Origin of the sequence: Dysgonomonas sp. 511 (assembly GCF_010501105.1) — a bacterium.
In the GTDB taxonomy this organism is placed as follows: Bacteria; Bacteroidota; Bacteroidia; order Bacteroidales; family Dysgonomonadaceae; genus Dysgonomonas.
The window spans coordinates 57,555-78,444 of sequence record NZ_QVMQ01000017.1 but is presented as its reverse complement, the minus strand read 5'-3'; the positions used below and the strand labels follow the sequence as shown (position 1 = coordinate 78,444).

Here is a 20,890-nt window from a genome sequence, read left to right as displayed (position 1 = left end):
GTTATTTCAAATATGGACTTGATTATATTTTTCAGTGGTTAGATAAACTGGATTTTAAAGAAAATATGAACCCTATGATATTTTTGTCATGTACTTAGAGTGCCCGACAGATTGTTGTTCGACAGGGTGTATTCAGACTTGGTGGCAAATAAGGCGGATGAACCATTTTTCAAACTGATACTTACCCTCAGCAGCCATGAGCCGTTTGATGTACCTGTAAGGAGATTTACAGAGCCATATCTTAATGCTGTAAACTATACGGATAACTGTCTCGGCGAGTTTGTCAACGAACTGAAAGATACAGGTCTGTGGGACAATACGTTGCTTATCCTTCTTGCCGACCATGCTATGCAGTCTTATCCTGTAGGGGTAGCCAATAATGAGCCCCAACGGTTTCATATACCTATGTTATGGATAGGGGGAGCGGTGAAGCAGCCATTGGTAGTAGGTAGTTATGGATCGCAAAACGATTTGAGCGCAACTTTGCTTTCTCAATTAAGAATGCAATCCGGTGATTTTCTTTTCAGTAAGGATATGTTGAATCCTCAGGGCAGTAAATTTGCATTCTATTCATATGTAAATGGATTTTGTATGATGGATTCTACGGGAACGGTTATCTATGATAACGACAAGGAGGACGTTATACTTAAAGCTGGGAATCCGGGTCTGGAAAGAATGGCTAAGGCTTACTTCCAGACTATGTATATTGATTTGGCTAACAGGTAAAAAAAATAGTGCAATGAACTAACATCGCACTACCCTTTTTATCTATAGTCGTATTTTATTTGGCTCCCAGCAATTTAGCTTCTTCTATGTATTTGTCGGCTTCCATTGCTATTGTCGAATTCATATAGCGGTCTTTGATTATCGAAAACATTTCTACAACCTTGTCGTGCTTGCCTTGAACTCTGTATATCAATCCTGCTTTTTTGTAATAGATCGGGCTTTGAACCGCATTATCCAAAACTTTTGCAGCTTTCAGGTAATAAGAGATAGCGTCTTCCGATTTTCCTGTATTGTCGAGGCAGTCGCCGATAGCACCATTTACCATTTGGGAAAGGATTTTATCGTCGCCGCTATAATCTTTCAGATAAGACAGAGCCTTTTCGTAATTTCCAAGATTGGCATAGCTGATACCTGCGTATAATTTAGCAAGGTTGCCGGCTTTGGTCGAGCCGTATTCGTCTATGATGTTTTCGAAACCTATATATCCACGGCCATCACCATTGATAGCCAAAGAGTCTTGTCCGTTGCGGAAATATTGCTCGCCCCTGAAAAGTGCTACCTGAGCCTCTTCGTTTTTAGGGATAACTACGAAGTTTTTGTAAGCCAGGTATCCGCATACTATCAAAACTACAACACCTATACCGATTAGCAGTTCCTTTTGATATTTTTCAATAAAATGCTCGGAATCACGTACTGCAGCGTCGATTTTTTCCCAGTCTTTTTCTTCTTGCAATTCAGCTTGTTTCTTTTTAGAAGACATTGTTCTCGTTTATTTAGATATTTTTATTATCAATTTAGCAGCGACAAAAATAGCTGTTTTATCCTTATAAAGAAAATCTTATCTACTTTTTTTTTATGCAAAGCCTAATTTATGATCTGGGGGTATAACTCTTTGCCTGTTACCGCATAAGTCTTGCCTGACTATTTGCTCTCTTTTTCCAGCCTATAGCTCAATGCTCCCGAAGGGCATTTATTTATCTGGGCAATAAGTTCGTCTGCTGTTGCATTTTCCGGCTTTATCCACGGCCGTTCTTTTGTATTATATACTTTTGGCAATGTTTTCACACAGATGCCTGCATGTTGGCATAGCTCCGGTTTCCATATTACTACCACCTCGCCATTACTGTATTCTTTCTTCGTTTCCATAATTGTTTGGTTTTTTAGAGTTTTAGATATTGACACCTCTCATCACAATGCGTTTCCAGTCGGGGTGCTTCTTTATATATCCTGCCACAAAGGGGCAAAGAGGAATCAGGCGCAGACCTTTCCTGTCTACATCCGCAAGCACTTTTTCTACCAGCTGGCTACCGATACCTTGTCCTTCGAGGGCTGTTGGCACTTCGGTATGGGTCAAATATATTTCTCCGTTGTTGGTTTTGATATACTCGATTTTTGCAATGTGCTTGTTTACGCGAAACTCGTACCTGTTTTCGTCCGTATTGTCTATCAATTCAAAGTCTTCCATTTTTATCTTAGGTTTTATGTGTCTGTCTTTGTGTTATTAACATCATCGGGTTGGGTTTTGTTTAAAGTATCTTCTTTTTTGCAAATATGCCTGCTCCGTAGTTTGCCTGATAAAACCACAACATAATTCTTTTTGCAGATAGCTTCCGGTCGCAATATTTATTGTATATTTGGGTAACAAAATAAGAGTCTGTTTAAATTTTATAGCAAATCTTTTTTATAGCTGTTTGACTCGCCTTCGCTTCGTCGATTTTCAATTTTAGATGGATTTTACGTGTTTTGCTCGCTGGTTTAGCGGGCTAAACCGAGAGTAAAATGTGGAAAATACGCTAAAAAGAGCATAAAAAAGTTGCTAAGAACAATTTAATCAGGCTCTAAGGGTTGGAGCAACACTATTGGGAACTGGCACTTAATTTAAAAATCGAAAATATAATATCATGCAAACTAATCTAACCAAGTCGGGGCTGACGCCCGCAAATTTCGCAGGTACAGTAGACGGAAAACCTGTAGAACTGTATGTGCTAACCAACAAGAACGGGGCAGAAGCTACAGTTCTCAATTACGGAGCAAAGATAGTATCGCTGTCTGTGCCCGACAAAAACGGCAAGCTGACCGATGTAGTGCTTGGGCACAACAACCTCGCTGAATACCTCAATTCGGAAGAGCCGTATTTCGGCGCAGTATGCGGACGTACAGGAAACCGCATTGCAAAGGGAGAATTTACACTCGACGGAGTTACTTACAAATTGGCAATAAACAATGGGCCAAACAACCTGCATGGCGGTATCAAAGGTTTCAATGCTGTAGTTTGGGATGCAAAGCAAACAGACGGGCAAACATTGGAACTTACATATCTGGCAAAGGATGGCGAAGAGGGTTTTCCCGGCAACCTGAACGTGAAAATGATATATAAGCTGACCGACAACAATGCTTTCGATATTACATACGAAGCCACAACAGACAAAGCTACCATTATCAACCTGACAAACCACTCTTATTTCAATCTTTCGGGGGAAGGCGACCCTGCTATCAACGATCATGTATTGGTGATGCACGCATCCAACTATCTCCCTACCGACGATACAGCAATACCATATGGCAAGCCCGAAGCTGTGAAGGGGACTCCTTTCGACTTCACTACACCGCATACTATCGGCGAGAGGATAGAAGAAGACTTCGAACAACTACATTTCGGGAAAGGGTATGACCATACGATGGTTCTCGACAAGAAAGACGGCGAATTGGCTCTGGCTGTAGAATGCTACTCACCGAAGACGGGAATACAAATGAATATACTTACTACCGAACCGGGTGTGCAAATATATACCGGCAACTGGATGACCGGCAACTTCGAAGGAAAGCACGGGCATCGCTACCCTGCACGTGCAGCAGTTTGTTTCGAGACACAGCATTTTCCCGACAGCATAAATAAACCGGAATATCCGAGCGTTATTTTGAGGCCGGGCGAGGTGTTTAAGAGCCAGACCGTTCACGAGTTTTCTGCGAAATAGCAAAATCAGGCTGAAAAGTATCAAGCCCTTCGTTTTCTGGCGAGGGGCTTCTATTTTCTCAGCCTTACATAATCCACTGCATGGTTATCCCCTTTGTGAAGGATGAGGCTTGCCCGTTCGCGGGTAGGCAATATATTCTTCCTGAGGTTTTTGCGGTTTATCTCCCTCCATATTGTTTTTGCCGTGTTTATGGCGTTCTTTTCTGCCAGCTGGGCAAAGCTGTGGAAGTACGATTGCGGGTTGGCAAATGCACCTTTCCTGAATTTCATAAAGCGCGAGATGTACCATTCTTCGAGTTTGGCTTCGTCGGCATCCACATAGATTGAGAAGTCTACATAGTCGGAAACAAACCGCCGGGGTTTTTCCGATGGATAGTCCATGCCGCTTTGCAAAACGTTGAGGCCTTCCAGTATAATCACATCCGGCTGGTCGATAATCTGGTATTCATCGGGGATAATATCATAGATAAGGTGTGAATATTTAGGCACTTTCAACAGTTCTTTCCCCGATTTTACATCGGTCACAAACTGTAGCAGGCATTTTATATCGTACGATTGGGGGAAGCCTTTTTTTAGCATTAAGCCTTTTTCTTCCAGAGTCTTATTCGGATAAAGAAAGCCGTCGGTAGTGACCAGAGCCACCCTTGTGTTCTCTTCCCACCGGCTGAGCAGGGCTTGCAGTACGCGCGCCGTTGTACTTTTTCCTACCGAAACGCTGCCTGCGATACCTATTATAAAAGGAATCTTCTGAGCCTCTTGTTTCAAAAACTTCATCAACACCGACTGGCGGCTTGTCCGTGCATTTACATAATAGCTCAGCAGGCGCGACAATGGCAGGTATATATCTTCTACTTCGTCGATCGACAATTCATGGTCTATCCCTTGTAGTTGTAGCAACTCGTCGTAGGTCAGAGTCATTGGTTCCGAATCGCGGAGGGCAGCCCACTGTTTGCGCGAAAAAGCCATGTATGGGCCGGAAGGCAATGTTTCCATCTGTTTTGGTTTAGTGAGGCTGTAAAGGTAAAAATAAGTTGTAAGAGTCTGTCTAAATTTTGTGGCAATTTTTCTCGATAAGTTTATCTATATAGGCCCCCCTTTGTTCCCCCCGAAGTGGGGAATGGGCGAAGCCATGGCAAGGGATGGAAAAAGTAACAATGAGAAAGTAATAAAAATGTGTTACAAGTGTTACTTTTTAGGGATACAAGATACCAGTAGACGAGTTAACGAGTTGGGTGCTGATAAAATATGAACTTGTATCTCGTATCTTGTTTACTCGTGTCTNTGTCTAAAGAAAAGGTAACAATGGAAAAGTAATAAAAGGTGTTACATGTGTTACTTTTTGCCACCTCTCTCCCCGCTCTCTCCAAAGGGAGAGAGAGCCACAAGCCACGACAAGAGAGGGAAAAGGTAACAATAAAAAAGTAATGAAAAGATGTTACATGTGTTACTTTTTGAATATAGGATTTTAATGTTTCCATAGTAAAAGACCATTGGAGCATTTGCATATTGGCCAAGGCAAACGCATGAAAAAATGATATTCCAGTTTTGACTACTGTAGGGGCGAATTATCATTCGCCCGGAATAGGGAAAATCTGCGGGCGAATGATAATTCGCCCCTACAAAGCTCAGAATTGAGTTTGGATAAATTTCATGCGTTTGCCCTGGCATATTGGCCTCTATGTCGTATAATAAAAAAAGAATATCTATCTTTGCAGGCAAATTAATATAGAACAACTGAATAAACTTAATAATGGCATTACAATGTGGTATAGTTGGGCTTCCCAACGTTGGCAAATCTACTCTTTTCAACTGTCTTTCGAATGCGAAAGCTCAGTCGGCTAATTTCCCTTTCTGCACAATAGAACCCAATGTGGGCGTGATAACCGTACCGGACGAACGCTTGAACCAGTTGGCAGAATTGGTAAAGCCTAACCGTATAGTACCTACAACAGTGGAGATCGTAGATATAGCCGGACTGGTGAAAGGGGCAAGCAAAGGCGAAGGTCTGGGAAATAAATTCCTTGCCAATATACGCGAAACTGATGCCATATTGCACGTACTCCGTTGTTTCGATGATGATAATATCACACACGTAGACGGAAGCGTAAACCCTGTGCGCGACAAAGAGATTATTGATATAGAGCTCCAGCTCAAAGACCTGGAAACCATACAGGCTCGCATACAGAAGGTAGAAAAGCAAGCCAAAACAGGAGGCGACAAAGATGCCAAGCGTATGTACGACATCTTGTTGCAGTTCAAAGAAGCATTGGAGCAGGGGAAATCAGCCCGCACTGTAGCATTCGACAACAAAGAAGACGAGAAGCTAGCCAAAGAGCTTTACCTTCTTACCTACAAGCCTGTGCTTTATGTATGCAATGTAGACGAAGCCAGCGCAGTTTCGGGCAACAAATACGTAGAACAAGTACGCGAAGCAATAAAGGACGAGGATGCAGACATTTTGATTGTTGCCGCCAAAATAGAATCGGAGATAGCCGAATTTGAGTCTTACGAAGAGCGTCAGATGTTCCTATCGGAAATCGGTTTGGAAGAATCGGGGGTAGCCCGTCTTATCAAGGCTGCATACAAGCTTCTGGGATTACAAACATATTTTACTGCCGGTGTGCAAGAGGTACGAGCATGGACATTCAATGCAGGATGGAAAGCCCCTCAATGTGCGGGAGTAATACATACCGATTTCGAAAAAGGCTTTATCCGTGCCGAAGTAATCAAGTTGACCGATTTTCTTACACTAGGCTCTGAAGCTGCCGTGAAAGAAGCCGGGAAAATGAATGTGGAAGGCAAAGAATATATTGTGCAGGATGGTGATATAATGCACTTCAGGTTCAATGTATAAATGGTAATCAATTACGATATACCCGGGCAGTTGTGCAACAGGATATGGTCTGTAGTGCCCTCTATTGCTTATGGGTTGGAGAGTAGCGAAAAGGTATTGCTCATCAACTTCGACGAATATATCCGCTACTTCGACGATTTGAATAAGAACCGTTATGTAAAATTCGCATCCCGAAAGTTTTTAAGGAAGATTATCCACTCATTTAAGGTAAGGGGGTATATCCAAAACGGAAAGCCGAATATCTTTATGAGGCTTTTCGGACTGAACTTTATAGAAGGGTGGCCTAATATACTGGGCAATCAGCAAATGGTGCAAAGGCAGGCAGATAATATTCGCGAAATTTTCCGCTTTGGCGAAGATATAACTTCTGCTGTAGACAGCCAATTGCTTCCGGGCGGGGATGATACCATTTTGGTGGGGATACACATCCGCCGGGGCGATTACCGGGAATGGCTTTCGGGGAAGTACTATTATACAGACGAAGTATATCGCAGGGCAATGAAAGAAATGGAGCACGAGCTGGCACGGATAGGAAAGAAAGCCAGGTTCTTGTTATGCTCTAACGAGAAGATAAACCCCGGCAATTTCAGCGATCTCGACTGTTTTACAATTGTGGATACTACGGGCGAAAAAGACCTTTATGCACTTTCCCGGTGTAACTATATTATAGGTGCTCCGAGTACATATTCCGAATGGGCTTCGTTTATTGGGAAAGTCCCGGTAAAATATTTAATGACGGAAAATGAAAAAATAATGCTTCCGGATTTTTCCCGAATCGTTTCATTTAATAAATTTGAGAACGGAAACGATTTTGCCTTAAACTAATATATTATAAAAAGCAATTTATAAAAAGCAATTTATAAAAAGCAATAATAAAATACATTCTTAATGATTTATCCAGCTACTAAAAAAGATTATCCGGTATTGATAGATGTGTGGGAAAGCGCAGTGAAGGCTACCCATCATTTCCTGTCAGAAGAAGATTTTCAATTTTATAAGTCTCATATTCCAATTTACTTCCAGCATGTTTCGCTATTTATGTATAAAAATGAAAGCGGGGAGATAAAAGGTTTTCTGGGAGTAGACGGCGATAGTATCGAGATGCTTTTTGTAGACAACACGAGCAGGGGGGCTGGTATCGGCAAGATATTACTCGATTATGCTATTAACGAGCTGAATGCTCGCTGCGTGGATGTAAACGAACAAAACAAGCAAGCCCTGGACTTTTACTATCACCTTGGGTTTGCTGAAGTAGGCCGCTCCGAATACGATGGAGAAGGAAAAGGCTATCCTATATTACATTTAGAAAAACGCTAACTATACGTACTTTATTAACCAAAACAAGCATTTATGAAAAAACTACTTATCGCATTAGCTTTAATTACATCGTGTACTTATACAGCAAATGCACAATTCGGAAAAATCAGCAAGAAACACCTTGACGCAGCTACTAAAACGGCGCGCGCTTTAACCGTTTCCGATGCCGAAATCGCTCAATATTGCCAGGAGTATATCGACTGGATGGACAAGAACAATCCGGTATGTAGCACAACCGACGAAGGACCGAAAAGAAGCGGGTTTGCAAAACGTCTCGAAAACATCGTAAACATGATACCCGAAAGCGAAAGAAAAGGCTATGATATCAAAGCTTACTTCGTAGTAGACCAAAACGCTTTTGCTTGCGCCAACGGTAGTATCCGTGTATTTGCAGGATTGATGGAACTGATGACAGATGAGGAAATCCTGGGTATTGTAGGACACGAAATCGGCCACATTGTAAACAAAGACTCAAAAGACGCTTTCAAGAAAGCCCTTCTTACTTCTGCCCTTAAAGATGCAGTTGCTTCAACAAGCGGAGCAGCGGCAGCTCTTACCGACTCTCAACTAGGTAGTTTAGGTGAAGCTTTGGCTGGTGCACAATTCTCTCAAAAAGCTGAGTATGCTGCCGACGACTATGGCTACGAGCTGTTGAAGAAATGCGGCAAAGACCCTAAAGCTATGGCTTCTGCTTTGCGTATAATCCAAAAACTGGTAGACGAAGCAGGTGGTGCAGGTAGCAAGGTGAACCAACTATTCTCATCGCACCCCGAAAGCGGAAAGAGAGCTGATAAGCTGGATCAGAAATATGCGAAAGAGAACAAGTAATTGTTCCGCGCTTTGAAGATAAGAGCCGGAGGATTTAGTTGATAAATCTTCCGGTTCCTTTTTCAGAGCGATTATTCCCTTATACAAACAGGTACAGGCTGAATGCCATTAATGCCATACCAGCAACAAGCCCCATTATTGATATATGGTGCTTCCCATATTTCTCGGCACTAGGCAGCAGTTCGTCCAATGATATAAATACCATGATGCCCGATACGGCAGCCAGTACAACGCCATTCATGGCAGGAGTCCAGAATTGCAAAAGGAAAAGATAGGCAATCAAAGCCCCGAATGGTTCGGCCAAGCCCGAAGCGAAAGATAGCCAGAAGGCTTTTTTCTTACTGCCTGTAGCGTGATATATAGGTACGGCAACGGCAATACCTTCGGGTATATTGTGTATCGCGATAGCTATGGTAATAGGTATAGCCACATCGAGCGAACTCAAGGCAGAAGTAAAGGTTGCAATACCTTCGGGAAAGTTGTGTATGGCGATAGATAACGCGACTACCAACCCTGTCCTTTTCAGCGATTTCTTATGATTCATGTCCTCCACGCCTTGTATCTCGTGCGGGTTTAGTGATTTAGGTATCGCAAAGTCGATAAGGTTGATAAGGGCGATCCCTGCAAAAAAAGCGAGGATGAGGTATAAACTCCCCATTTTTTCGCCAAACTCCAGGACTAACTCCTCCTTGCCCTGAGGTATCATTTCCATGAATGATACATACAGCATGATTCCGGCCGAAAAGCCCAGCGATGCGCAAAGGAAGTTGGTGTTCGTCTGTTTCGCGATCAGAGCAATAAGGCTGCCTATACCGGTAGATAATCCGGCTACTGCTGTAAGAATAAATGCTAAGAGAATGCTGTGTTCTGTCATATCCTTATCTATAAAGAGAATACAAAGATAGATTATTCGTTTATAGTCTGTTTAGATTTTATGGCAAATCTTTTTCGATAAGAAACCGGCTGCTGTTTTAAGACAACCGGTTTAGCTTTATTCTTAAGAACAGAGTTTCGGCCTTGATTGTTCTTTGCAATATTGTTTTGTTACTCAATGTCGAGTTCAACTCTCTCATCCTTAACGGAAATATAGACCTTACCTTTTTCCAGGATTTTGTCCCCGTTATGGTTGAGGAAAGCGATATCCTTCATCGGTGTAATTTCGAATCGGAATACTACAGTTTCGCCTTTTCTGATAAGCTTTTTCTCGAAGTGTTTCAGTTCCTTGACTGGCCTGGAAATTGATGCTACGGGATCGGTAATAAACCAGTGTACTGTTTCTAATCCATCCCTGTCGCCTGTATTAGTCACCGGAACTTCTACTGTAACCCTTCCATCTTTAGAAACGGAAGAAGCCGAGGCCTTTAGTTTCCCGTATTCAAAAGATGTGTAGCTTAGTCCGTGGCCAAACTCGTATAATGGTGTATTGGGTATATCCTGATACTTCCCCTGATGTGGGCGGGCACTTTTGCGCTGGTTGTAATATATAGGTATTTGCCCCGAAGCATAAGGATATGTAATAGCCAGTTTGCCCGAAGGGTTCACCCTTCCCGATAATACACCTGCTATTGGTTTTGCACCCGAAATGCCCGGTTGCCACATTTGCACGATGGCCTTGCACGATGCCTCTACTTTCCCCAGTTCTATTGGCCTGCCACTAGACAGAACCAATACTATCGGCTTTCCTGTTTTACTGATTTCCTTTAGCAATTGTAATTGAATGTCGGGCAAGGCAATGGTCGATCTAGACGCGTTCTCTCCGCTCCAGTTTTTCTTCTCACCGAGTGCCACAACTACTACATCTGCTTTTCGGGCTGCCTGTAAAGCTTCTTCAAATCCGGAAGAGTCTTCCCCGTCGAAGTCGCACCCTTTGGCAAAGGTGACCGATGCTTTTCCTTCAAACTCTTCTTTCAAGGCGCTTGCTATCGGGACAATCCTTTCCGAATCGCCGTGGGCTGCCCACGAGCCTAGCAGATGCCATCTGGTATCGCCCATAGGGCCTACAACGGCAATGTCTTTAGCTTCCTGCAAGGGCAATATATTGTTTTCGTTCTTAAGCAAAACGATGGATTCTTCTGCCAACTGCTCAGCAACTCTAAGGCTTTCAGCCAGATAGAACCGCTCTTTTTCTGTCGATTCCGGCGTATATGGCCTTTCGAATAACCCGAGCCTGAATTTTACCCTGAGTACTCTCCTTACTGCATCGTCTAACATCTCCATAGAAACCAGTCCTTCCGAAACCAATTCTCCCAAATGCTTGTTATAGCAATTGTTCATCATATCCATTTCTACGCCAGCGGTAAATGCTTTGAGTGCCGCCTCTTTCTTATCGGCAGCCACACCCTGCGGCCTTAATTGCTCGATAGCTCCCCAGTCGGAAACCACAAAGCCATCGTGTCCCCATTTACCTTTTAGCACCTCCCTTAGAATGTAGGGGTTAGCTGTTCCCGGTGTGCCGCTGATGTCGTTGAAGCAGCTCATCAGTGTAGCTGCTCCTGCCTTAACTCCTTCGATATAAGGCTGCATATATGTATCCCACAACGTTTGCCTGGAGATCTCGGTGAACACATAGTCGCGTCCTCCTTCCGAAGCTCCATAGCCTACGAAGTGCTTTAAGCAAGCGGCTACATTTTTGTCAGAGGCCATGTTGTCGCCTTGATATCCTTTGACCGATGCTACAGCAAACACGGCATTGGTGTGTGGGTCTTCCCCATATCCTTCGGCCACGCGCCCCCAGCGTCCGTCTCTTGCTACATCTATCATCGGAGAAAATGTCCAGTCTACTCCCGACATCCTGGCTTCCTGTGCTGCTACGGCACTCGCCTGCTGCACAAGCTCAGGATTCCACGAACAAGCCTGCGCCAATGGGATTGGGTAAACCGTGCGGAAACCATGTATTACGTCGTAACCATATATTAGAGGAATGCCCAGACGCGATTCTTCCATCGCCTTGCGTTGTACTTCGTTCCTTAGTTTAGGGTCGTAGCTGAAATATATGACCGAACCCAGTTCTGCCGGAATGTTTTTGACTGCCTCGCCGACATTGTTCACATTGTCGTTCCGCCCCAGCGTATATTGGTTAAGCTGCATGACTTTCTCTTCTAGCGTCATTCTTTTTAGCAGGTCATTTACCCTTTCTTCCACCGGGCGGTTTGCATCCTTGTAAACGGGGGTATCCTTTTTCCCCTGCGCTATCATAGCAGTACAGGCACAGGCAAGGCAAATCATTAGATATATTCTTTTCATTAAAAATCGAATTAAGAATTACTGATTCAGATTACTATTCAAAAAGTAACAAAAGTAACAAGTTTTTCCATTTTTTTATTGTTGCTTTTTCCTATTTAAAAACGGGGCTGTCAACCAACTTCATCGAACCGGCTCCATTGTTTTTTATATCGAAAACCACAACATAGTTTTTTTCGGAATTGAGTGCCGAAGACGGAATCTGTATCGATTGTTGTTTCTCCCCTTCCCAGAAAGAGCCTGCGTATATACCATTGATCCATACTTCGCCCATACCCCAGCCCGAAATATCGAGGTAACAATCTTTTGGTGCATCTATATCAAACTCACCTTTAAAGAAAGCCGGACTTTTGTCTGCCGCCGTCTCGTTGAATGTAAGTGTAGTTACATCTGTTTCCTTGATTTTCAGTTCGGTCATTTTCCAACCTGTAATCTCTGCTCCGTCGATAAATACACTGCCAAACAGTCCTTTCGAATTATCCAAAATCTCAGGGCCATAGGTAATGCGTCCGATGTTTTCTACATAAAGGCACAGGGTGTACTTGCCCGGCGGCACGTTTAGCTCCAGTTTCCTTTGGCTGTCGGTAAGCGTACCTTGTAAGCTTCCGTTGATATACACAGCCGCAAAGTCGCGAATATTGTCAACTTCGAGCAATGCGTCTTTCGTTTCGGTATCAATTTCCACCTGATAGAGTATATACCCGTTTTCCATATCCAGTTCGTCGAATGGCATGGGGGTGTTTTCTTCTAACGTTTCTCCATAGACCTGCTCTAAAGATGCCGTTTGTGTCATTTTGATCTCCTGAGCAAAGCACATTGGTGTCCATAGAAGAGAGCAAATAATCAATAAAATCTTTTTCATAACTAACACGTTTTTTCAGTTAACAATATCTTTAGACACGAGTAAACAAGATACGAGATACAAGTTCATATTTTATCAGCAACCAACCCGTCAACTCGTTTACGGGTATTTTGTATCTTTCTAAAAAGTAACACATGTAACACATTTTTATTACTTTCCCATTGTTACCTTTTCCCTCTCTTGTCGTGGCTTGCGGCTCTCTCTCCCTTTGGAGAGAGCGGGGAGAGAGGTGGCAAAAAGTAACACATGTAACACCTTTTATTACTTTTCCATTGTTACCTTTTCTTTAGACANAGACACGAGTAAACAAGATACGAGATACAAGTTCATATTTTATCAGCACCCAACTCGTTAACTCGTCTACTGGTATCTTGTATCCCTAAAAAGTAACACATGTAACACATTTTTATTACTTTTTTATTGTTACTTTTTCCATCCCCCTTGCCGTGGCTTCGCCCATTCCCCACTTCGGGGGGAACAAAGGGGGGCCTATATAGATAAACTTTTTGTTATTTCATCATAAATGATTGTATAAACGCCTCGTCTACTTCAACCGTAGGGTTGAAGCCGGCGCCTTTCACATAGCTGTCGATGCTTTGCAGCAATTGGCGTGTAGCCGGGCGTTTGTCCATATCCTTCTGCGTATTTACTGCCAGTACAAGCAGCTTGCCGTTGCCCAGTTTCGCCTCGAAGCCGATGCCCAATTTCTGGTTGTTGTCGTAGGCATCTATTACCTGTATAAACGGCCTTAAGTCTTTCGGGCTGCTTTGCATTTCTATCACCTTGGCATTTTCCAGAATATCCCACCATTGCCAATCGGTATGGTACGAAGTTTCGAACCTTTCGAATACAGGCTGTTTGTCGTGTATCAGGCATCCGATTGTCATCGGTGGCCAGGCAAACATGATCGGATTCCAGAAATGATTGTGGAAAGTAGATTTTCTTCCTTTCACCTTGTTTGGCATCGGGGTCAGCACTACTTTTTTGCCTTGGGCGAGGTATTCTTTTGCCTTAGCGTCGTATACGGTTGTATATAACACATTGTCGTCAGACTGCATCAGGGCTTCGTTGCGTGGGTAGACCCATATATTCCAACTGTTTTTTATTTTTTCGTTGATAGCCAGATGTACAGTCAGTTTACCCGGAGCGTCAATCCCTTTGAGGCCGAAAGTAAATTCTCCGGCAGGGAATACGCCATCGTTGCCGAAAGATTGCGTTTTGAGGTTTCCCTTTCTTAATGTCTTGCCCGACTCATCGGTCAGCCACCATCTTACTTTGGCATTCTTCAACTCGCCTTTGCTGAAATTATATACTTCGGCCTTTCCCGTAAAAGTCTCGTCGTTGAAGAATGCACTCTTGTCGTAGCGCAGCAACGCCACAGTCGGTGCGCAAAATTCCCTGAACTTCTCCGGCGTAATCAATCCCTTCGAATCCCAGAACGGGTCGAGTATTCCCACCGGCGCATAGCCTTGCCCCGGAAAGTCGTTGATGGACAATAGCTGGAATCCTGCTGATTTGGAAGACCGCAACAATGCTTCTATCACTGCTTTATATTCAATAACGGTCAATGCACCCGATGCCCTGAAGAAATCGTTTGCCTGGTCGAGCATACCATTCTGGTCGAGCATTTCGCGGAACACCTCGAAGTTGCGCGGCTCTACCGGGCTATCCTTATATTTCTCTATCTCGCGGAAATCGGGATATATGCACCGCTGCCCCGATTCGTGCGAAATAACCGGCACATCGACATCCGATTCTTTGTTGCGATCCCAGTCGGTATATGGCAAGCCTTCGTAAACCTTTACAGCACCCTTGTTGGTCTGTTGCGATACGTAATACTGGTCCGATTTTACCCTTGTACGCGCTGTAGAGCCGCTGAACAGATGGCGGCTATCGAGTTCGCGCCCCGTAGCTGTCAGTTCTTCAATAAAGTCGAAGTTGCCCGTGATTTCGTTTCCGTTGCAATACAGGATAAACGATGGATGATTCCCGTATTCTTTAAGTAACGCACGCATCTCGCGGCGGAAGAAATTGTATCTGGCTTCGTCCACTTCTGCGTCTTTGCCCCACATCGGCATTTCCACCTCGAAGTAGATACCGTGCTTGTCAGCCATGCGGAAAGCTGCTTTGGGCGGGCACCACGAATGGAACCGCATATGGTTCATACCGTATTCTTTCATCAGCAGCATGATTCTTTCCCATTCTGCATCATCAACGGGTGCATAACCTGTTTTGGGAAACACTGCATTTTCTACGTTGCCGCGCAGGTGTACAGGGCGGTTGTTTACCAGCACATGGTTCTTGCCCTGTTTTATTTCGCGCATACCGAAGTCAACCGCTTTTTCGTGTTGATACTTTTCCTTGTCGTCTGTTGTGTTCAGCCGGCAAGTCATAGTATATACATTCGGGTTAAATTCGTCCCAGAGTTTGATGTCTTTTCCCAGCGGGATAACCTGCTCGAAGGCGACTACAGAGTCCTTTCCATTTACGGCAATGTCTTTTGCCATGCTGAAATTTTTGCCTGAAACGGAGAATACAGCATTGCCATTAAATTGCTTACCTGTATAGTTCCTGACGAGCATTTTTACCTTTACCGAATTATCCGCGATATTGGGATATACCTGCAAATCGTCGATATATACGGGGTCGATGGCTACCATCTTCATCTCGCCGAGTATGCCGTTCCAGTTGATCTGTGTAAACTCGGTGTGCGCATGGTTCCATTTGTGTGTATTGTACTGGTAGCGGTTGTCGATACAAACGGTAAACAGGTGCGTCTTGCCCGGTGTGACAAATTCTGTGAGGTCGTGGTTGTGCGGCACGCTGATATAGTCTATTTTGCTGACCTCCTTGGTGTCAACAGTGATTGAGCTTAGCCAGTGTGTGCGCTCGAAATACATGAATATGCGTTTGCCTTTCCATTCTTTCGGGATGGCTATCTCGCGCTGATACCATGCCGGTGCCATGTACTCATATTTGCGGGTCAGGCGGTCTATGTATTTGTAGGGTACTTTATATCCTATTTTATGGTCATCTGTGATGCCGGGCAAGGTAATGGTTTCCTGTAGCCTGTGCTTGTAGCGTGGCGACAGCGACCCCCGGCGAAAATCCATGACATCGGTCTGGAATCCCCATACGCCCGACAAGTCCATTTCTACAGTCTGCGCTACAACGTTCGCTTGTGAAAACAAGATGTATATCAAAAATAAGGATTTGAGAATATTGTTTTTCATTAAGAACTTGTTTAAATGTTCATTATTATAAGCTTTCTTTTACTGTGCAACAGATATGCGTACAGCACTGATGATAGCCTGGTGCGGATTGTCTGCCGACCGGGATACTTCTATCGAGATATTGCCCGAGGCATCGGGAGCTACAGCATTGGCACTTATATATTTGTCTTTGATTAGTGTAGCATCATCTTTTATGCCTACCGCCAAAGAATAAGATTGAGAGTCTTTGCCCGATATTTTGTAGTCTGTACTGCGTGTAACGCCACTGTTCCATCGTAAACCTATTACAGTAAGGTTGTATTTCAGCGTAGGATCGAGGTTGCTTATTTGCACCTCGCCAGCATTGGCATCGCTTATCATTAGCCCGTCGGCAAATACAGCCTTAGGTACTTCAAAGCCCATATTTACGGCAGCTGTCGGTTCGGTTCCTACTCCTCCATATACGGACGAAAACGCTTTGGATACTCTTACGGTAAATTTAGTATAATCGCCATCGGCATCAATCAGAACCGTTCCCGTTGCCGATACACTGTGCGATGTTACATTGTTCCACGGCGTGCCCGACATCGACGAACCGAAATCAATGTAGATAGGAGTTTTCATAACTTCCGTATCTACCGGAGGGTTCTTGTAGTTTTCGAGAATGGTGACTGCATTTGGTTGTGTTATGGCAGCGTGTGCTGCGTTTTGCGCAATTTCGATTTTCGTTTTGTGTACGCCATCAGGAGAATAAGCGTTGCCTACAACATTTTTGCCGAATATCTTTTCGAACCAAGTACAAGCAGCAGTGTAGCGTCCGTAAGTGGTTTCAAGATGGTAGCCGTCGCGGGTGAAGTTGTCGCCTATATATGAAGTCCTTGCGTTTTGTATAGCTGTTCCTGACGGAATGACGATATCTATGCCAACCAGTGTAGCTGCCCTGTTTGCGGCATCTACAATAGCCTCGTACATCTTTGTCTGGTCTTTATCGTATTTCGGGAAATCGGCATGACCTGAGTTTTGTGCATATGCCCATGTCTGGTGCAGCATGAGTTTCATATCGGGATTGGTAGCATGTTGCTTTACATATTCCACAAGGGCAGGAAGGGATTCCTGGTATGAGTCGTATATTCCCGAATATCCACTAACTTGCTGTAGGCTTATATAATCCCAGTTTTCGTCGGCTAAGGCTTCGGAGAGCGCAACGTTCGACCTGTTGCTTTTGCCTGTGTTCTGTATTTTCCTGTATTCGTACGCAGCACTGTTTGCATTGGCGTTTGCCAGATGTTTTTCGAGAGAGCAACCTCCAATATACATATTGGCAACAACTACCGGGATGTCTTCTTCTTTAGCCAGTTCGTACAGGTATTGTTCTACTGCATCTTGCGAAAAACTGTTTCCGATAGCCAGTATGCGGATTGTCCTGTCGGGAGCGGCGGTTACCGTTACTTCGCAATATGCCCTTACTTCCTTGTCTTTGGAACAACTGACCTTAATAGTCGTTTTGCCGGGCGACAATCCTTTGATTGTTACAGTGTTATCTGCGTTTTTGGTAACGGAGGCTACAGTGGGCGCAGAGGAAGTCCAGACGAAATTACGCTTGCTGACCTCCTTACTGCTGAAAGATGGTGTAAGGATAATTTCGTCGTCAGTCAATATGCTTTCGGTGCTTTTGTCCAGCGATACCCAGTTGTCTTCGACTACTACAACCGGTGGTTCTTCTTTCGTGTTGTCGTCTGAGCAGGAGTATAGTCCGCCAGAGGTGAGAAAGAATACGAATAGGAGCAGGAAGCCTGCTGCAATGTTTTTTTTGAAGAATGTATTTTTCATCATAATATTGGTTTTAGATAATTATTTCTCTTTGTAAATTCTTTTCAATCTGCTCAAAGCCTCCAGATAGTAATAGTCGGCATAGGGAAGAGGCACGTCGATTTCCGAATTTAGAGGGAATGCCCCTGTGGAGTGTTTGAGGATAAAACATCCGTTTTCACCCTGTTTAGCGGTATATTCCTCCGAAGCCAACGTCTTTACTTGTTTTATCGCCATATTCAGGAACTTGTCTGCTCTTTCTCCATCAACGAAGCCGCAAAGCTCGGTGAGCGCTGCCGCCATAATACATCCCGCAGAAGCATCGCGTGGCGTATCTGGAATCTCAGGCGTGTCGAAATCCCAATAAGGAATGCCATCCGCCGGCATATTGGGGTGATTGATTAAAAATTCGGCAATATTCACAGCCTGCTGTAAGTATCGCTCTTCTTTTGTCAACCTGTACAAATAAGTGTATCCATATAGTCCCCATGCTTGTCCGCGGCTCCATGCCGAACTGTCGGCATAGCCCTGGTGCGTTTGTTTCTTGTGCGGCAAAGCGGTGACGGTATCGTAAGAAACGACATGGAAGGAACTGAAATCGGGGCGGAAGTGGTGCTCTATAGTCTTGTCGGCGTGAGATATTGCCATCTTGTAGAACGTAGAATCTCCCGAATATGCAGCAGCCCAGAGCAGTAGTTCCAGGTTCATAATGTTGTCGATAATGACAGGATATTGCCAATTCTCCTTATTGTGATCCCACGAACGGATAAGCCCGATATTTTCCTTGTAGCGTGTTGCCAGAGACTTTGCCCCTGTTAGCAGCACTTCCTCGTAACGCTCTTCTCCTGTCAGGCGAAGCCCGTTGCCAAAGCTGCAATAGAGCATGAAGCCTACATCGTGGTTGTTGGTCGTGTATTTTTCCCTTTCCACCCTGTCGGTGTATAATTGGGCGTACTTAAGGATCTGTTCGTCCTTGCCGTTTTCGTACAAATACCAGAGTGTTCCCGGAAAAAAACCGCTGCACCACCAACGCGAGTCGGAAGATTTGTCTTTGCCATCGACAAACGATCGGGGCAGCCTGCCTTCCTGTCCTTCATACTTTTGCGCCATCAACAGAGCTTGCCGTTGTGCGAAGGCGAAAGCCGAATCTATAACTTCCGGCATCGGCCTATTCGCTGTAACGGGCTTGCTGCTGCAAGCCATTAGCAAGATGAGAGAAAGTGTATAGGATAGTATCTTTTTCATAAGTATCTTTCCTATTTAATGCTATCATAATATTCCTTCATCAGATACCAGGCTTTTTTCCTGTACCCCTGATCCGACACCAGCCCTTTGCGGTTCCAGTCTTCCTGGTTGGTAGGGTGGAAGCGGAACGGTGAGCGAAAGTCGAATAATACCCACGGCGACGTTCCTCTTAAGTTCGGTATATGCTTAAACATCTCCAGATTGTCTCTGAACAGGGTTGCCTGATAATCTTCGCTCCATGAACTGACAACATCGGCATTGCCTGTTTGCCCGTACAGGGCTTCTCCCCCAAACTCGGAAACGATCAGCGGTTGCCCTTTGGCTACATCCCATACAGCCTTGTCGGGCGTAACAGGCCACTGATGATACCATCCCATATATTTATTGACAGCTACCACATCGAGTTCTTTGATAAACGGGTCGTTCATAACAAAGACTTGCCTGTCGCGGTTGAACCGTACCAAATCGAATGCTGCCGTTATCAACCTTGTGGTATCTATATCTTTCACGCAAGAGATAAGATGTTTTAAGAACTCGTTTCGAGGTGCTGACGGTTGTGTCTCGTTTGCCACTCCCCAGAAAGTTAGCGCACAACGGTTTTTGTCGCGCATCACCATCTCTCCGATCATGTTGCCCGCCTTTTGTTTTGTCTGTTCATTTTCGAAATCAATTCCCTGCCAGATTGGTATCTCTTCCCAAAGCAGGAATCCCATCTTCTCAGCCATACGCACGATGTACTCGTTTTGCGGGTAGTGAGCCAGCCGTATCATATTGCAGCCCAGAGCCTTCGCTTCCGAAAGTAGCATGACAGCATCCGGTTCGGAAAACGCCCTGCCTTTGCGTTGCGGTATTTCTTCGTGAAAGGATATGGACTTCAGGAATATCGGCTTGTCGTTTAGGTAAATATCTTCTCCTTTTACGTAAATGTTGCGGAATCCAATCATTTCTTCTACCTTATCGTCTGGCGAAGATATAATAACCTTGTATAGTTTCGGGGCTTGAGGCGACCATCTTTCCAGTTTCTTCACATTGAAAGAAACTTCGGCTGTTCCTTTTTCGTCTGTAGTGAGGCTTTGTCTTACTCCCAACTCCGGAATTTCGATGGTCAATGGTGTGCCTGCTACTTTATCAGATAAGGCGATGCGTGCATCTATTTTGTCGGCTTTATACTTGTCGAGCTGAATAAAATAATCTTCGATGAATACTTTCGGTGTGTTTACCAGAAATACATCGCGGGTTATTCCCCCGTAGTTCCACCAGTCGAAAGCCATAGCTGGTATCGCATCCACTGTGCGTGTGTTGTTTACCTCCACGGCAAGGAAGTTGCCGGTATCTTTTACCAATCCCGTAACTTCTATCTGGAAAGGTGTGAATCCCCCTTCGTGGCTACCTATTTCCTTTCCGTTCAGGTATATGCGACAACGGTAGCTTACTGCGCCAAAGTAGAGGGATAATCTCTTGGCAGGCTGTTGCTTCACATCGAAACGGCGGGCGTACCATACTGTTCCTTCATAATATTTTAGTTCAGGCATCTGGCTATTCCAGTCGGACGGAACATTCAGACGCAACCCGTTTTCGAAAGCATATTCGTAAAAATCGGTCTTGCCTTCGGCTTTCTTGTTCAGGAAAATCTTGTTTTTACGTCCCTGGTCGTACAGGTCGATAATGGCTTCCCATTTTCCATTCAGCGAACGCACCTCCCGCCCATATACATTGGCAATTGCCTGTTGAGCTTGTAGGTCGGCGCAGGTCATGCAGCAGATGATAAAGCAGGAAAAGATTATTTTCGTCAGTTTCATAATCATAGGAATAATATATTGTTT

General features: G+C 44.4%; 16 protein-coding genes and 1 pseudogene. 6 read left to right on the top strand and 11 right to left on the bottom strand.

Going from position 1 to position 20,890, the window contains the following annotated elements; all coding sequences use genetic code 11:
- Positions 1-96: 96 nt before the first annotated feature.
- Positions 97-726 (top strand): annotated as a pseudogene (locus D0T57_RS09395) (LTA synthase family protein); the annotation flags it as partial.
- Between the two features lie 55 nt (positions 727-781).
- Here the strand turns inward: D0T57_RS09395 and D0T57_RS09390 are convergent.
- The 3 genes from D0T57_RS09390 to D0T57_RS09380 form a co-directional block, all read right to left on the bottom strand.
- Entirely contained in the window at positions 782-1,486 is a 705-nt protein-coding gene (locus D0T57_RS09390; protein WP_163273205.1) for a hypothetical protein, read from the bottom strand.
- 161 nt (positions 1,487-1,647) lie between these two features.
- A complete protein-coding gene (locus tag D0T57_RS09385) occupies positions 1,648-1,872 on the bottom strand; it encodes a (4Fe-4S)-binding protein (protein ID WP_163273203.1) in 225 nt (74 codons plus the stop codon).
- 22 nt (positions 1,873-1,894) lie between these two features.
- Positions 1,895-2,191: a GNAT family N-acetyltransferase gene (locus D0T57_RS09380; RefSeq protein WP_163273201.1), complete on the bottom strand. Its 297-nt coding sequence runs from the start codon at positions 2,189-2,191 to the stop codon at positions 1,895-1,897.
- Between the two features lie 436 nt (positions 2,192-2,627).
- Between D0T57_RS09380 and D0T57_RS09375 the strand changes: the two genes are divergently transcribed.
- Complete coding sequence (locus D0T57_RS09375; protein ID WP_163273199.1) at positions 2,628-3,701, top strand: aldose epimerase family protein; 1,074 nt, start codon at positions 2,628-2,630, stop codon at positions 3,699-3,701.
- Between the two features lie 50 nt (positions 3,702-3,751).
- Here D0T57_RS09375 and coaA read toward each other — a convergent pair whose 3' ends face one another.
- Positions 3,752-4,693, bottom strand: coding sequence for a type I pantothenate kinase (coaA, locus tag D0T57_RS09370; RefSeq protein ID WP_163273197.1), 942 nt, complete (start codon positions 4,691-4,693; stop codon positions 3,752-3,754).
- 757 nt (positions 4,694-5,450) lie between these two features.
- Between coaA and ychF the strand changes: the two genes are divergently transcribed.
- From ychF to D0T57_RS09350, 4 genes are all read left to right on the top strand, one after another.
- Positions 5,451-6,554 (top strand): redox-regulated ATPase YchF, encoded by a 1,104-nt coding sequence (gene ychF, locus D0T57_RS09365; protein ID WP_163273195.1) that lies wholly within the window; start codon positions 5,451-5,453, stop codon positions 6,552-6,554.
- On the top strand, positions 6,555-7,379 hold the full coding sequence (locus tag D0T57_RS09360; protein ID WP_163273193.1) for an alpha-1,2-fucosyltransferase: 825 nt from the start codon (positions 6,555-6,557) through the stop codon (positions 7,377-7,379). It begins immediately after the preceding gene.
- A 63-nt stretch (positions 7,380-7,442) separates the two neighbouring features.
- The gene (locus D0T57_RS09355; RefSeq protein WP_163273191.1) at positions 7,443-7,871 is read left to right on the top strand and encodes a GNAT family N-acetyltransferase; all 429 of its coding nucleotides are present in this window, start codon (positions 7,443-7,445) and stop codon (positions 7,869-7,871) included.
- A gap of 33 nt (positions 7,872-7,904) precedes the next feature.
- Entirely contained in the window at positions 7,905-8,699 is a 795-nt protein-coding gene (locus D0T57_RS09350; RefSeq protein ID WP_163273189.1) for a M48 family metallopeptidase, read from the top strand.
- Positions 8,700-8,778: 79 nt separating this feature from the next.
- Here the strand turns inward: D0T57_RS09350 and zupT are convergent, their stop codons facing one another.
- The 7 genes from zupT to D0T57_RS09315 form a co-directional block, all read right to left on the bottom strand.
- Positions 8,779-9,573: a zinc transporter ZupT gene (gene zupT, locus D0T57_RS09345; protein ID WP_163273187.1), complete on the bottom strand. Its 795-nt coding sequence runs from the start codon at positions 9,571-9,573 to the stop codon at positions 8,779-8,781.
- A gap of 170 nt (positions 9,574-9,743) precedes the next feature.
- Complete coding sequence (locus D0T57_RS09340) at positions 9,744-11,942, bottom strand: glycoside hydrolase family 3 N-terminal domain-containing protein (RefSeq protein WP_163273185.1); 2,199 nt, start codon at positions 11,940-11,942, stop codon at positions 9,744-9,746.
- 91 nt (positions 11,943-12,033) lie between these two features.
- A complete protein-coding gene (locus D0T57_RS09335) occupies positions 12,034-12,801 on the bottom strand; it encodes a hypothetical protein (RefSeq protein ID WP_163273183.1) in 768 nt (255 codons plus the stop codon).
- A 509-nt stretch (positions 12,802-13,310) separates the two neighbouring features.
- On the bottom strand, positions 13,311-16,034 hold the full coding sequence (locus D0T57_RS09330; protein WP_163273181.1) for a sugar-binding domain-containing protein: 2,724 nt from the start codon (positions 16,032-16,034) through the stop codon (positions 13,311-13,313).
- Positions 16,035-16,073: 39 nt separating this feature from the next.
- Positions 16,074-17,846, bottom strand: coding sequence for a DUF4886 domain-containing protein (locus tag D0T57_RS09325; protein ID WP_163273179.1), 1,773 nt, complete (start codon positions 17,844-17,846; stop codon positions 16,074-16,076).
- An 18-nt stretch (positions 17,847-17,864) separates the two neighbouring features.
- Positions 17,865-19,067, bottom strand: coding sequence for a glycoside hydrolase family 88 protein (locus tag D0T57_RS09320; protein WP_163273177.1), 1,203 nt, complete (start codon positions 19,065-19,067; stop codon positions 17,865-17,867).
- Positions 19,068-19,078: 11 nt separating this feature from the next.
- Complete coding sequence (locus D0T57_RS09315; protein WP_163273175.1) at positions 19,079-20,866, bottom strand: glycoside hydrolase family 2 protein; 1,788 nt, start codon at positions 20,864-20,866, stop codon at positions 19,079-19,081.
- Between the last annotated feature and the right edge of the window lie 24 nt (positions 20,867-20,890).